Raw genomic sequence first — 13057 nt, forward strand, 5'->3', positions numbered from 1 at the left:
TAACTCATTGAATCTCAAGGCTTTTTCGTTTCCGTCTGCGCCGGAAGTGGGGCGAATTATAGACACATCACAGAGCGCGTCAACAGCTAATTTCAAAAAACTGTCATCTCTCCAATGATCCCTAATGAATACGGGATATATCTATCCAGCAGCCCCACTCCACACGCCTGTCTTACAGACTGGGAAACGCAAACTGCGACGCTTCATGACTCGCACGCTGCGGCCAACGCTGCGTGATTGCCTTGCGGCGCGTATAGAAGCGCACGCCATCCGGGCCATACGCATGCAGGTCGCCGAACAGCGAACGCTTCCACCCACCAAAGCTGTGATAAGCAACCGGCACCGGCAAAGGCACGTTGACGCCGACCATGCCCACTTCAATTTCGTCACAGAACAGGCGCGCCGCTTCGCCATCTCGCGTGAAGATGCATGTGCCGTTGCCGTACTCGTGATCGTTGATCAGTTGCATGGCCGCCTCCAGGCTGTCCACACGTACGATGCACAGCACGGGTCCGAAGATCTCTTCTTTATAGATACGCATCTGCGGGGTCACGCGATCAAACAGGCATCCGCCCATGAAGAAGCCATGTTCATGACCGGCGACCTGAAGACCGCGCCCATCCACAACCAGTGTCGCACCTGACTGCACGCCGTCTTCTATATAGCCGCTGACCTTGTCGCGATGCTGCCCCGTCACCAGCGGTCCCATGTCCAGACCACAGGTCGTACCTGCACCGATTTTCAGGCTCTGGATCTGCGGCACCAGTTTCGCCACGAGTGCATCGGCGATCTGATCACCCACGCAGACCGCAACGGAGATCGCCATGCAACGTTCGCCGCACGAACCGTAGGCTGCGCCCATCAAGGCACTCACCGCGTTATCCAGGTCTGCGTCCGGCATCAGCACTGCATGATTCTTCGCGCCGCCCAGTGCCTGAACGCGCTTGCCGCGTGCAGCGCCTTCTTTATAGATGTACTCGGCGATAGGTGTCGAACCGACAAAACTCAACGCTTTGACTTCCGGCGCTTCGATCAGCGCATCCACCGCCACCTTGTCGCCGTGAACCACATTGAGCACGCCTTTGGGCAAACCTGCCTCATGCAGCAACTCGGCAATCAGCAAAGTGGAGCTGGGATCACGCTCGGAAGGTTTGAGAATGAAGCAGTTGCCACAGACGATCGCCAGCGGATACATCCACAGCGGCACCATCGCCGGAAAGTTGAACGGGGTGATGCCCGCCACGATGCCCAGCGGCTGGAAGTCTGACCAGGCATCAATGTTAGGACCGACGTTACGGCTGTATTCACCCTTGAGCACTTCGGGCGCAGCGCAGGCGTATTCGACGTTCTCGATACCGCGCTTCAGTTCACCCGCAGCATCTTCCAGCGTCTTGCCATGTTCTTCGCTGATCAATTGAGCGATGCGCCCCTCGTTCTGTTCCAGCAATTGCTTGAAACGAAACATCACCTGAGCCCGCTTCGCAGGCGGTGTATTACGCCAGGCCGGAAAGGCTGATTTTGCAGAGTCGATAGCCTGCTGAACGGTTTCGCGACTGGCCAGCGCAACCTTGTGAACGGCTTGCCCGGTCGACGGGTTGAACACATCGGCCGTGCGCCCTTCGCCGGAAACGAACTCCCCGTGAATCAGGTGTTGAATGCTGCTCATGAAAAACTCCAAAAGGGTTCCCGGCAGGCGCGAATCTCAAGGCGCCTGCCGCTTATATAAGAAGGATGTGAGCGGAGGCGATCAATCGACCTGGTTCAGCGCTTCACCGACAGCGTCAAACAAGCGGTCCAGGTCCTGCGCCTTGCTGTTGAAGGTCGGTCCGAACTGCAGCGTGTCGCCGCCAAACCGTACATAGAAGCCGGCTTTCCACAATTTCATACCGGCCTCGAACGGCCGCACGATCATATCGCCATCACGCGGTGCGATCTGAATCGCTCCCGCCAGGCCGTAGTTGCGGATGTCCACGACGTTCCTGGTGCCTTTGATACCGTGCAAGGCACGCTCGAAATGAGGGGCGATTTCTGCGGCCTGCTGCACCAGGTTCTCGCGCTGCAACAGTTCCAGCGCAGCCAGGCCTGCGGCACAGGCGACCGGGTGTGCCGAATACGTGTAGCCATGAGGGAATTCGACGGCGTATTCCGGCGTCGGCTGGTTCATGAACGTTTGATAAATCTCGCTGCTCGCAATCACCGCGCCCATCGGGATCGCACCATTGGTGATCTGCTTGGCGATGCACATCAAATCAGGGGTCACGCCGAAGCTGTCCGAACCGAACATGGAACCGGTGCGACCGAAGCCGGTGATGACCTCGTCGAAGATCAACAGGATGTTGTGCTGATCGCAAATTTTACGCAAACGCTTGAGGTAACCCTGCGGCGGCACAATCACACCCGCCGAACCGGCCATGGGCTCGACGATCACCGCAGCGATGTTCGACGCATCGTGCAGCTCGATCAGCTTGAGCATCTCGTCAGCGAGTGCGATACCGCCCGCTTCCGGCATGCCCTTCGAATACGCGTTGCTGGCCAGCAGCGTGTGCGGCAGATGATCGACGTCCATCAATTGACCGAACATCTTGCGGTTACCGTTCACGCCGCCAAGGCTGGTGCCCGCCACGTTCACACCGTGGTAACCGCGCGCTCGACCGATCATCTTGGTCTTGGTCGCCTGGCCCTTCAGACGCCAGTAGGCGCGCACCATCTTCACCGCCGTGTCTGCACATTCGGACCCGGAGTTGGTATAGAACACGTGATTGAGATTGCCCGGTGTCAGATCGGTGATTTTCTCTGCCAGTTGAAACGACAATGGATGGCCGAACTGAAAACCGGGTGAATAATCCAGCACACCCAGTTGCTTGTAGACGGCTTCCTGGATTTCCTTGCGGGTATGCCCGGCACCGCAGGTCCACAGACCCGAAAGCGCGTCATAGATCTTGCGGCCCTTGTCGTCTGTCAGGTAACTGCCCTGCGCCGCAACGATCATGCGCGGGTCGCGCTGGAAGTTGCGATTGGCCGTGTAAGGCATCCAGTGGGCATCAAGCTTCAGCTGACTGGAGACAGAAAGATCGGACGACTCGAGCATATTCATTGGAACGAACCTCGTGTGTGCTTGAGCAAGCAGTTATTTCAGTTAAGGTGCCATGGAGCCCAGGTCCGGAAAATCTGACTTTTACGATCTTTAGTTTGATAGAGACTAAACAATGAGCACCCGCCGCACCGATCCCCTTGCGCAAGTCAGTGACTTCGATATCCGCCTGCTGCGCCTGTTCAAGAGCGTAGTCGAGGCTGGCGGCTTCTCGGCGGCCGAAAGCGCGCTCGGAATCGGCCGATCGGCAATCAGTCAGCAGATGAGCGACCTTGAGCAACGTCTGGGCCTGCGTCTCTGCCAGCGTGGCCGGGCAGGTTTCTCGGTCACTGATGAAGGCAAAGAGGTCTATCAGTCGGCGCTGCAATTGCTGAGCGCACTGGAAAGCTTTCGAACCGAGGTCAACGGCCTGCATCAACACTTGCGGGGCGAGCTGAATATCGGCCTGACCGACAACCTGGTCACCATGCCCCACATGCGCATCACCCATGCGCTGTCGCAGCTCAAGGAGCTAGGGCCGGATGTGCACATCAACATCCGCATGATCGCACCGGCCGAAGTGGAGCAAGGCGTGCTTGAAGGTGGGCTGCATGTCGGCGTCGTCCCCCAGGTCAGCGCACTGCCGGGGCTGGACTACCAACCGTTGTACAGCGAGCGCTCGCTGCTTTATTGCGCCGTCGGCCATCCACTGTTCTATGCAGAAGATGCCGCGCTGGACAGCGAGCGCCTTGCAACGCAGGAAGCCATTGCGCCGACCTTTCGGCTGCCGACCGAGCTTCAGGCCCACTATCAGGCTCTCAGGTGCACCGCCAGCGCGTCGGACCGCGAAGGCATGGCGTTTCTCATATTGACCGGACGTTACATTGGCTATCTGCCAGACCATTACGCCAGCGCTTGGGTAAAGGAAGGCAGACTGCGCGCCCTCAAGCCCGATTCAAGATTTTATGACCTGAGCCTGGTGACCGTGACGCGTAAAGGACGACGCCCTCATTTGGTGCTGGAAAGTTTTCTGGAAAGGCTGGCTGCTACCCGATGACCCATTTCGTTGGCGCGGCGTCGACAGATGACGCAGCGCCGCGAGGCCTGAAACCAGCAGATATCATTGATCCCGCAGGGTATATCAACGCTCATGCGGCATAACCTGAGCAAGTGGACAGCTTTTTGCAGAGCGTCTGGATAACCAAACGCCAGCCCATGGCGCATTCCATCCAGAGAGCGCGTAACCGCGAGAGCCTGCCATGCAGCCTGACCCGTCCGACAATAACGACCTGATCTATGGCCTCGATGACCGGCCAAAACCACTGACGGCCATACTGGCAGCACTGCAACATGTACTGGCCAGCTTCGTAGGCATCATCACTCCGCCCCTGATTATTGGCTCGACACTGGGGCTTGGCGATTATCTGCCCTACCTGATCAGCATGGCGCTGATGGTCTCAGGCGTCGGTACGTTCATTCAGGCGCGCCGCCCGTTCGGCATCGGCGCCGGGATGATCTGTCTGCAGGGCACCAGCTTCGCGTTTCTCGGCGCGGTGCTGTCGGCGGGCTTTCTGGTCAAGCAGCGTGGCGGCAGCCCGGAAGACATCATGGCGATGATCTTTGGCGTGTGCTTTTTCGGCGCGCTGGTGCAGATCGTGCTCAGTCGCTGCATCGGGCAACTGCGCCGCGTGATCACGCCGCTGGTGACCGGGATCGTGATCACGCTGATCGGTGTGAGCCTCATCAAGGTCGGCGTGACCGATCTGGGCGGCGGTTTCAATGCACCTGACTTCGGCTCGCCCCTTAACCTGGCGCTGGGCGTGTTCGTGCTGGTGGTGATCATTGCACTGAATCGCTCCAACACACCGTGGGTTCGGCTGTCGGGCATCATCATCGGCCTGGCGGTTGGCAGTATGGCGGCCTGGTTCAGCGGCAAGCTCGTACCGCAGCCTATTCATGACCTGCCGCTGATCAGCGTTCCAATGCCGTTTCGCTTCGGTTTCAGTTTTGACTGGAGCGCCTTCCTGCCGGTTGCGCTGATTTATCTGATCAGCAGCATCGAAACCGTCGGCGACCTGACCGCCAACTGCATGCTGGCCCGACAACCCATCAGCGGGCCCAGCTATGTGGCCAGGCTCAAAGGCGGCGTGCTGGGCGATGGGGTGAGCTGCATGCTGGCCGCTACCTTCAGCGCATTCCCGAATACCACCTTCGCCCAGAACAATGGCGTGATCCAGTTGACAGGCGTGGCCAGTCGTTACGTGGGTCTGTACATCGGTGCTGTGCTGTTCGTACTGGGGCTGTTTCCGCACATCGGTGCCATCGTTCAGCAGATTCCCAAACCGGTGCTGGGCGGCGCGACGCTGGTGATGTTTGGCAGTGTCGCGGCGGCAGGCGTACGGATCCTCGCTCAGTCGCCGCTGGATCGGCGCAGCATGCTGATCATCGCCACCTCGTTCGGCGTAGGTCTGGGCATTGCCTCCCAACCGGCACTGCTGCACCACATGCCAAAACTGGTGCAGAACCTGTTCGATTCGGCCATCACCAGCGGTGGCCTGACCGCGATTGTGATGTGCCTGTTGATACCCGAAAGTAAAGTCGTCGCGTCTGAGCCAGACACCGTCCAGCACCCTGAACCCTTTGAGCATCAACGATAATTTCCTGTGCCCGCTTGCGAGTTGGTCGCAGGTGGGTTATCTGTCGTTCGTTGCGCCCCCTGACCTGCCCGGAATCGCCCCATGACCCTTGAAGTCCATGCTCACAGCGTCCACGTCGCAAAGCCTGCAAGCCGCATTCGCCAGAAGAACGAAGAGGCAATCATCAAGGCCGCTGAAGACGAATTTGCACGTCACGGCTTCAAGGGCACCAGCATGAACACCATTGCACTGAAGGCCGGGTTGCCCAAGGCCAACCTGCACTACTACTTCACCAACAAACTGGGGCTTTATGTTGCGGTGTTGAGCAACATCATCGAGCTGTGGGACAGCACCTTCAATACCTTGAGTGTGGAAGACGATCCCGCACAGGCGCTCACCGGATACATCCGCGCCAAGATGGAGTTTTCGCGTCGCCAGCCTCAGGCATCGCGCATTTTCGCCATGGAAATCATCAGCGGCGGCGAGTGCATGAGCGAGTACTTCAGTCAGGACTACCGCCTATGGTTCCAGGGACGGGCAGCGGTTTTCCAGGCCTGGATCGACGCCGGCAAGATGGACGCAGTCGATCCGGTGCACCTGATATTCCTGCTGTGGGGCAGCACCCAGCACTACGCCGACTTCGCCACGCAGATCTGTCGCGTCACCGGACGCACCCGTCTGACCAAGCAGGACATGGACGACGCCAGCGAAAACCTGATCAGGATCATCCTCAAAGGTTGTGGGCTCATGCCGCCAGCCTTGTAGAATCCGCACCTTGTTGCCAGCTGGACAGACGCATGCCTTTTACCCTTCTTGGCCCTTGCGAGTTTCGTGAAGAGATTCGCAAAAGCCGTTTCATCACCCTCGCTGCCCCGATTGCCAGCCCTGCTGACGCGCTGGCGTTTATCGAGCACAACAGTTATCTGGATGCGACCCACAACTGCTGGGCCTGGAAACTGAGCGATCAATACCGCAGTAACGATGACGGAGAACCTGGAGGCACCGCTGGCCGGCCGATCCTGGCCGCCATTGAGGCGCAGGGGTTTGATCAGGTGGTGGTGCTGGTGATTCGCTGGTACGGCGGCATCCAACTGGGAACCGGCGGCCTGGCCCGCGCGTACGGTGGCGGCGCCAACAAATGCCTGCAACAGGCGGCGCGTGTGGAACTGGTTAACCGGCTGTCCTTCAACCTTGAATGCAGCTTCAGCGAACTGGCACTGGTCAAGATCCGCCTGACGGAATCGAACGGGCAGGTGGAAGCCGAAAACTTTACCGCCAATGGCGTGGAAATGTCGATTGCCATCGGCCCGGAGCACGTCGAGACCTTCCAGCGCCAACTGGCGGACCTGAGTCGGGGCAGAATCATTCTGCATGCAGCGTCGACGCTGTAATGAAGGCGTCATGCGCCTATGCGTACTTGCCCACACCTACTGTGCATCCGACTGTGGATAAGCTGAGCATACCCCGCTGCAAGCCTTGCCGGGCAAGCGTCGCAGGCAATTGATCGTTTTTTGTACAGATCACACAGCAACCTGTAAAAACATCGATAAAACAGCCATTTAAAGTGGCTTAGCACCATCGGCTACTAAGCAATACGGCGTTATTCAGGGGTCGCGGACTTTCGCACAGTAACTGTGGACCAACCTGTGGATAACAGGTGCAAGGGTCGCGCAGTCGCCGAGCGCACCGCTCTCGCATGAAGCTGTATGTTTTTTGCTCACATCAATGAGCCATATTGGCTCCCTGCTGCCTCGCGCCTGCCCTGATCTGGTGCTGAACGCGCTCACTCGGCAATTGCAGCCTTGCTTCTGCAGTCCTGGCAGGCCCTATTCAGGGCCGCGCAACAAAAGCTGACTCCCTGGCCAGGATTTTGCTTTACCCACGAGCGACCCACTCCTGCATCAGAGCCCGACATGCCAAACCACGCGACACCTGCGCGTCTCCAGTTGCGCCACATCACCAAACAGTATCCCGGCTGTCTGGCCAACGACGCCGTCGATCTGACCATCCAGCCCGGAGAAATCCATGCCTTGCTGGGGGAAAACGGCGCGGGCAAGAGCACGCTGATGAAGATCATCTACGGCGTGACACAACCGGATTCAGGCTCCATCGTCTGGCAAGGCCAGACGCAGATCATGCGCAATCCGGCGCAAGCCAGAAGCCTGGGTATCGGCATGGTGTTTCAGCATTTCTCGCTGTTCGAAACCTTGAGCGTGGCGCAGAACATTGCGCTGGCCATGGGCGCAGCCGCAGGCACACCCGGCCAACTGGAGCCGCGCATCCGCGAGGTTTCGCAGCGCTACGGCATGGCGCTGGAGCCACAGCGGCTGGTGCATAGCCTGTCGATTGGCGAGCGCCAGAAAGTAGAGATCATTCGCTGCCTGATGCAGGACATTCGCCTGCTGATTCTCGACGAACCTACCTCGGTGCTCACCCCACTGGAAGCCGAGGAGCTGTTCGTCACCTTGAGGCATCTGGCCGCCGAAGGCTGCAGCATTCTGTTCATCAGCCATAAGCTGGGCGAAGTTCGCGCCCTGTGCCACAGCGCAACCGTGTTACGAAACGGCAAGGTTTCCGGGCATTGCATCCCGGCAGAGTGCTCGGATCTGGAACTGGCGCGGCTGATGGTCGGTGATGCCGAAGGGCTGACCGCGCAGTATGAAAAAGTCAGCGGAGCCGCGCCGTTTCTGCGGGTTGAGCGCTTGTCCTGGCACAACCCCGATCCGTTTGGCTGCTCCCTGAAGGACGTCAGTCTGGAAGTGCGCAGCGGCGAAATTGTCGGCATCGCGGGCGTGGCAGGCAATGGGCAGGACGAATTACTGGCCCTGCTCAGCGGTGAACAGGTACTGCCCAGCGCACAAGCGACCACGCTGCGCTTCGCCGACACACCGGTCGGTCATCTGCGGCCTGATGCCAGGCGCAAGCGCGGTCTGGCCTTTGTCCCGGCCGAGCGGTTGGGTCACGGTGCCGTGCCGGACCTGAGCCTGGCGGACAACGCGCTGCTCACCGCCTTTCAACAAGGTCTGGTCAGTCATGGTCTGATTCAGCGCGGTAAGGTTCGGGCACTGGCCGATGAGATCATCCGTCGCTTTGCGGTGAAGACACCGGACGCCCAGACCGCTGCGCGCAGCCTGTCGGGCGGCAACCTGCAGAAATTCATTCTGGGCCGCGAGATCATGCAGAACCCGAAACTGCTGGTCGCCGCGCACCCGACCTGGGGCGTGGACGTGGGCGCAGCAGCGGCCATTCATCGTGCGCTGATCGCATTGCGCGATGCGGGCGCGGCCATTCTGGTGATTTCCGAAGACCTGGACGAGCTGTTCCAGATCAGCGATCGCCTCGCAGCCCTGAGCGGCGGACACCTTTCTGACCTGATCCCGACCGGACAGACCAGCACCGTGCAGATCGGCGGCTGGATGGCGGGACAGTTCGATCATTCTCACACTCAGGCCCATACGCCGGGTTAACGGAGCAAAACATGCTGCTTTCTCTGGAACCGCGCGGCCAGCAATCGCGCGCCATGTTGTGGTGCTCGCCGCTGCTGGCCGCCGTGCTGACGCTGGTGTGCGGGTCGCTTCTGTTCATCGCTCTGGGGCTTGATCCCTGGGTGACGTTGCACACGTTGCTGATTGCGCCGGTCAGCGACCTTTACGGGCTGTCAGAGCTGATGGTCAAGACCTTGCCGATTCTGCTGTGTGCGCTGGGTCTGGCAGTCGCCTATCAGGCGCGCATCTGGAACATCGGGGCCGAAGGCCAACTGTTGCTCGGTGCCCTGGCGGGCAGCGCGGTGGCCGTCAATATCATCGAGATGGAAAGCCGCTGGGCGCTGGTGATGGTGTTACTGGCGGGCACGCTGGCCGGTGCAGCCTGGGCCGGGGTGACGGCCTGGTTGCGCACGCACTTCAACGCCAACGAAATCCTTACCAGCATCATGCTCAATTACATCGCCCTGAACCTGTTGCTGTACTTCGTGCATGGCCCGCTCAAGGACCCGGCGGGCATGAACTTCCCGGAGTCCGCGACCTTTGGCGATGCCAGCCGCCTGCCGCTGTTGATGGAAGACGGCCGCGCGCATGTCGGCGTGTACTTCGCGCTACTGGCGCTGGTCGTGGTGTGGGTCTTGCTGCAGCGCAGCTTCGTCGGTTTCCAGATCAAGGTGCTGGGCCTGGACAAACGCGCCGCCGGGTTTGTCGGCTTTCGTGAAAAGCGTCTGGTGTGGCTGGCCTTGTTGATCAGCGGCGCACTGGCCGGGCTCGCGGGAGTGTCGGAAGTCACTGGGCCCATCGGGCAATTGGTGCCACAGGTGTCGCCGGGCTACGGCTACGCGGCGATTACCGTGGCGTTCCTGGGCCGTCTCAATCCCATCGGCATTCTGTTTTCCAGTCTGTTGATCGCCCTCCTTTACCTGGGCGGGGAAAGCGCACAGATGACCTTGAACCTGCCGCCCGCCATCACCCAATTGTTTCAGGGAATGATGCTGTTCTTCCTGCTGGCCTGCGACGTACTGATTCTTTACCGCCCGCGCCTGAAGATGCGCTGGGCCAAGCGTCAGATGACGCCTGCCGTGGGAGCCGTGTGATGGATATCGATCTGCTGAGCAATATTTTCTACGCCATGGTGCGCTGCGGTACGCCGCTGCTGCTGGTCGCCCTGGGTGAGCTGATTTGTGAAAAGAGTGGCGTGATCAACCTCGGCCAGGAAGGCATGATGCTGTTCGGTGCCGTAATCGGCTTCATTATTGCCCTGAGCACCGGCAACCTGTGGCTGGGCGTGCTGCTGGCGATGGCGGCCGGCATGCTGCTGTCGGCACTGTTCGCGCTGGTTGCGCTGGTGTTCAACGCCAATCAGGTGGCCACCGGTCTGGCGCTGACCATCTTCGGCGTCGGGCTGTCGAGTTTTGTCGGGGCGGCGTGGGTCGGCAAACCACTCAGCGGTTTCGAGCCGGTTGCGATTCCGTTTCTGAGCGACATTCCGCTGATCGGCCGCATGCTGTTCGCGCAGGATCTGTTGGTCTACCTGTCTTTCGCCCTGTTTGCGCTGGTGGCCTGGGCGCTGCTGAAAAGTCGCATCGGGCTGATCATTCAAGCCGTCGGCGAAAACCCTGACGCGGCCAGCGCAATGGGCCTGCCCGTGTTGCGGGTGCGTACGCTTGCCGTGTTGTTCGGCGGGGCGATGGCCGGACTGGCCGGGGCCTATCTGTCGCTCGCCTACACGCCGATGTGGGCCGAAAACATGAGCGCCGGGCGCGGCTGGATTGCCCTGGCGCTGGTAGTGTTCGCCAGCTGGCGCGTCTGGCGTCTGCTGCTGGGCGCTTACCTGTTCGGTCTGGCCAGCATCCTGCACCTGGTCGCCCAGGGCATTGGTCTGGCAATCCCTTCCAACCTGCTGGCGATGCTGCCTTATGTCGCGACCATCATCGTGCTGGTACTGCTGTCGCGCGACGCATTGCGCACCCGGTTGTACGCCCCGGTTTCGCTGGGGCAGCCTTGGCGGGCAGGGCATTGAGGATTAACGGCGGTGCCGTACGCATCGCCGGCAAGCCTTCCCCCACGTGGCATTGCTTTACTCAGTGAGTCGGTGGGCGCTTGCTCACGAAGACGGCGGCTCTGACAGCGCCTCACGTCGCACCGGCCACACCTGCAACGCCGCCCAGAACAGTTCAGCTGCCAGGATGCCGATTAACAGGCTGCTGGCTCCCTGACTCAGGGCATAGGCTTGCCATGTTGCGAACAGCACGCGACCCGCCGCGTCATAGCGCCCGAATAGCGGTTGCGGATGGCGAATCCTCAGCACTGCCCACACGCAGACAATCGAACCCAGCAGGTTGGCCATCAGCATGTGCATGGGCGCGAAATCCGGCAAATCACCTGGCAGGTTCCAGAACTGACTCAACGCCCTCAATACCCCATGAAGGGCGACGAAACTCCACGGAGTGACGAAGGCCGCCGTGATGATCAGGTCGTACCAGGCACTGGCTTTGATCACGTGACGGTATTGCCGGGTTGTCCACATGAGACGGCTTCCTGTTGATTAAGATTCCAACAGGCTAAAGGCTGGAGTAGGCTCCAGGGTCAAGCACTTCAGGGACGTTTTATTGATGCGTATCGGTGAACTGGCAGAAGCGACCGCCGTCAGTCGCGACACACTGCGTTTCTATGAACAGCGCGGACTGATCGTCGCGCAGCGCAGCGCCAACGGTTATCGACACTACCCTGTAGAGACTGTGCAACTGGTGCAATTCATCAAAGTGGCGCAACGGCTGGGTTTCAGTCTGAACGAAGTCGGCAGCAATGTTGCCGAACTGTGGAAGGCGCCCGATCCGGATACTGCAATTGCAGCACTGCTCCGGGAAAAACTGGCGCTGATCGATACCCGTATCGCAGCGCTCACCGCGCTGCGCGGCGAACTGCATCAGCGTCTGGGCCAGCAATGCCCGTTGAGCCCTTGAGTCCATCTTTCAATCTGCCAAGGAGTTTTTATGACCACCAAAACCGCACTGATCATCGGCGCCTCGCGTGGCCTGGGTCTCGGCCTGGTTCAGCGCCTCACCGAGCAGGGATGGAAGGTCACCGCAACGGTGCGTGATCCGCACAATGCCGACGCGCTCAGAGCCATCGAAGGCGTGCGAATCGAAGCGATGGACCTCGACGATACTGCTTCGCTGGAAGTGCTGGTGCAGAAGCTCAAAGGCGAAGTGTTCGACGTGCTGTTCGTCAACGCCGGGATCATGGGTCCCAAGCATCAGAGTGCGGCCCAGGCCACGGCAGCCGAACTGGGTCAGCTGTTTCTGACCAATGCGATTGCGCCGATCCGCCTTGCCGAACGCTTCGTCGATCATATTCGTCCTGAAACCGGCGTATTGGCGTTCATGAGTTCGGTGCTGGGCAGTGTTGCCTGCCCTGAAGGCGAAACCATGACGCTGTATAAAGCCAGCAAGGCCGCACTTAACTCGATGACCAACAGCTTTGTGGTCCAACTGCCAGAGCCACGTCCGACCGTGCTGTCGTTGCATCCGGGCTGGGTCAAAACCGACATGGGCGGCGAGAACGCAGCCATCGACGTGCTGACCAGCACCACCGGGCTCGTGGAGCAACTCAATGCCTATGCGGGCAAGGGTGGGCATCACTTCATCAACTACAAGGGCGAGACGATTGCCTGGTAGGTCATCGAGAGGAACGCCGAGCGTCCTGTGCGGCGTTGCCGCTCAGAGCGCTCGGCACCTCACCCGCCAAGTGCGACTTGATTAAAAACTGACCACCCCCGTAAAATCCCCGACCTTGCCAAGGCGCTGTCTGTCTTGGGCAACCCTGGATCAGCAGACAGGGCAACACTGAGCTGGCTAACCCTGAAC

12 protein-coding genes are annotated in these 13057 nt (G+C 59.9%); 9 read left to right on the forward strand and 3 right to left on the reverse strand.

The features are described 5' to 3' along the window. Positions 1-172: 172 nt before the first annotated feature. On the reverse strand, positions 173-1666 hold the full coding sequence (locus BUB69_RS13905) for a CoA-acylating methylmalonate-semialdehyde dehydrogenase (RefSeq protein WP_073167702.1): 1494 nt from the start codon (positions 1664-1666) through the stop codon (positions 173-175). 81 nt (positions 1667-1747) lie between these two features. Further along, positions 1748-3094, reverse strand: coding sequence for an omega-aminotransferase AptA (gene aptA / locus BUB69_RS13910; protein WP_073167705.1), 1347 nt, complete (start codon positions 3092-3094; stop codon positions 1748-1750). Between the two features lie 112 nt (positions 3095-3206). Between aptA and BUB69_RS13915 the strand changes: the two genes are divergently transcribed. The 7 genes from BUB69_RS13915 to BUB69_RS13945 all read left to right on the forward strand — a co-directional run bounded on the left by BUB69_RS13915 (position 3207) and on the right by BUB69_RS13945 (position 11211). Beyond that, entirely contained in the window at positions 3207-4127 is a 921-nt protein-coding gene (locus BUB69_RS13915; RefSeq protein WP_073167710.1) for a LysR family transcriptional regulator, read from the forward strand. Positions 4128-4329: 202 nt separating this feature from the next. Next, entirely contained in the window at positions 4330-5727 is a 1398-nt protein-coding gene (locus BUB69_RS13920; protein WP_073167714.1) for a uracil-xanthine permease family protein, read from the forward strand. 81 nt (positions 5728-5808) lie between these two features. After that, positions 5809-6471 (forward strand): TetR/AcrR family transcriptional regulator, encoded by a 663-nt coding sequence (locus BUB69_RS13925; RefSeq protein ID WP_073167718.1) that lies wholly within the window; start codon positions 5809-5811, stop codon positions 6469-6471. Between the two features lie 32 nt (positions 6472-6503). After that, complete coding sequence (locus BUB69_RS13930) at positions 6504-7097, forward strand: IMPACT family protein (RefSeq protein WP_073167721.1); 594 nt, start codon at positions 6504-6506, stop codon at positions 7095-7097. Positions 7098-7619: 522 nt separating this feature from the next. Then, the gene (locus tag BUB69_RS13935) at positions 7620-9173 is read left to right on the forward strand and encodes an ABC transporter ATP-binding protein (RefSeq protein WP_073167725.1); all 1554 of its coding nucleotides are present in this window, start codon (positions 7620-7622) and stop codon (positions 9171-9173) included. Between the two features lie 11 nt (positions 9174-9184). Next, positions 9185-10285 carry an ABC transporter permease gene (locus tag BUB69_RS13940; protein ID WP_073167728.1) on the forward strand — a complete coding sequence of 367 codons (1101 nt, stop codon included), beginning with the start codon at positions 9185-9187 and terminating at the stop codon, positions 10283-10285. After that, positions 10285-11211, forward strand: a complete 927-nt coding sequence (locus tag BUB69_RS13945; protein ID WP_024684749.1) for an ABC transporter permease — start codon at positions 10285-10287, stop codon at positions 11209-11211. Before BUB69_RS13940 ends, BUB69_RS13945 begins: the two co-directional genes overlap by 1 nt. A gap of 84 nt (positions 11212-11295) precedes the next feature. Here BUB69_RS13945 and BUB69_RS13950 read toward each other — a convergent pair whose 3' ends face one another. Continuing rightward, positions 11296-11718 carry a hypothetical protein gene (locus tag BUB69_RS13950; protein WP_073167731.1) on the reverse strand — a complete coding sequence of 141 codons (423 nt, stop codon included), beginning with the start codon at positions 11716-11718 and terminating at the stop codon, positions 11296-11298. 85 nt (positions 11719-11803) lie between these two features. Between BUB69_RS13950 and BUB69_RS13955 the strand changes: the two genes are divergently transcribed. Together BUB69_RS13955 and BUB69_RS13960 are read left to right on the forward strand one after the other, a co-directional pair. Then, positions 11804-12154: a MerR family transcriptional regulator gene (locus BUB69_RS13955; protein ID WP_024684747.1), complete on the forward strand. Its 351-nt coding sequence runs from the start codon at positions 11804-11806 to the stop codon at positions 12152-12154. 30 nt (positions 12155-12184) lie between these two features. After that, the gene (locus BUB69_RS13960) at positions 12185-12868 is read left to right on the forward strand and encodes an SDR family oxidoreductase (protein WP_024684746.1); all 684 of its coding nucleotides are present in this window, start codon (positions 12185-12187) and stop codon (positions 12866-12868) included. Positions 12869-13057 lie beyond the last annotated feature (189 nt).

Origin of the sequence: Pseudomonas asturiensis, assembly GCF_900143095.1 — a bacterium.
GTDB classification, from domain to species: domain Bacteria; phylum Pseudomonadota; class Gammaproteobacteria; order Pseudomonadales; family Pseudomonadaceae; genus Aquipseudomonas; species Aquipseudomonas asturiensis.

Excerpts from the sequence above, each read along its gene's own strand:
- BUB69_RS13905 (WP_073167702.1), bottom strand. The coding sequence starts at position 1,666 with ATGAGCAGCATTCAACACCTGATTCACGGGGAGTTCGTTTCCGGCGAA.
- aptA (WP_073167705.1), bottom strand. The coding sequence starts at position 3,094 with ATGAATATGCTCGAGTCGTCCGATCTTTCTGTCTCCAGTCAGCTGAAG.
- BUB69_RS13915 (WP_073167710.1), top strand. The coding sequence starts at position 3,207 with ATGAGCACCCGCCGCACCGATCCCCTTGCGCAAGTCAGTGACTTCGAT.
- BUB69_RS13920 (WP_073167714.1), top strand. The coding sequence starts at position 4,330 with ATGCAGCCTGACCCGTCCGACAATAACGACCTGATCTATGGCCTCGAT.
- BUB69_RS13925 (WP_073167718.1), top strand. The coding sequence starts at position 5,809 with ATGACCCTTGAAGTCCATGCTCACAGCGTCCACGTCGCAAAGCCTGCA.
- BUB69_RS13930 (WP_073167721.1), top strand. The coding sequence starts at position 6,504 with ATGCCTTTTACCCTTCTTGGCCCTTGCGAGTTTCGTGAAGAGATTCGC.
- BUB69_RS13935 (WP_073167725.1), top strand. The coding sequence starts at position 7,620 with ATGCCAAACCACGCGACACCTGCGCGTCTCCAGTTGCGCCACATCACC.
- BUB69_RS13940 (WP_073167728.1), top strand. The coding sequence starts at position 9,185 with ATGCTGCTTTCTCTGGAACCGCGCGGCCAGCAATCGCGCGCCATGTTG.
- BUB69_RS13945 (WP_024684749.1), top strand. The coding sequence starts at position 10,285 with ATGGATATCGATCTGCTGAGCAATATTTTCTACGCCATGGTGCGCTGC.
- BUB69_RS13950 (WP_073167731.1), bottom strand. The coding sequence starts at position 11,718 with ATGTGGACAACCCGGCAATACCGTCACGTGATCAAAGCCAGTGCCTGG.
- BUB69_RS13955 (WP_024684747.1), top strand. The coding sequence starts at position 11,804 with ATGCGTATCGGTGAACTGGCAGAAGCGACCGCCGTCAGTCGCGACACA.
- BUB69_RS13960 (WP_024684746.1), top strand. The coding sequence starts at position 12,185 with ATGACCACCAAAACCGCACTGATCATCGGCGCCTCGCGTGGCCTGGGT.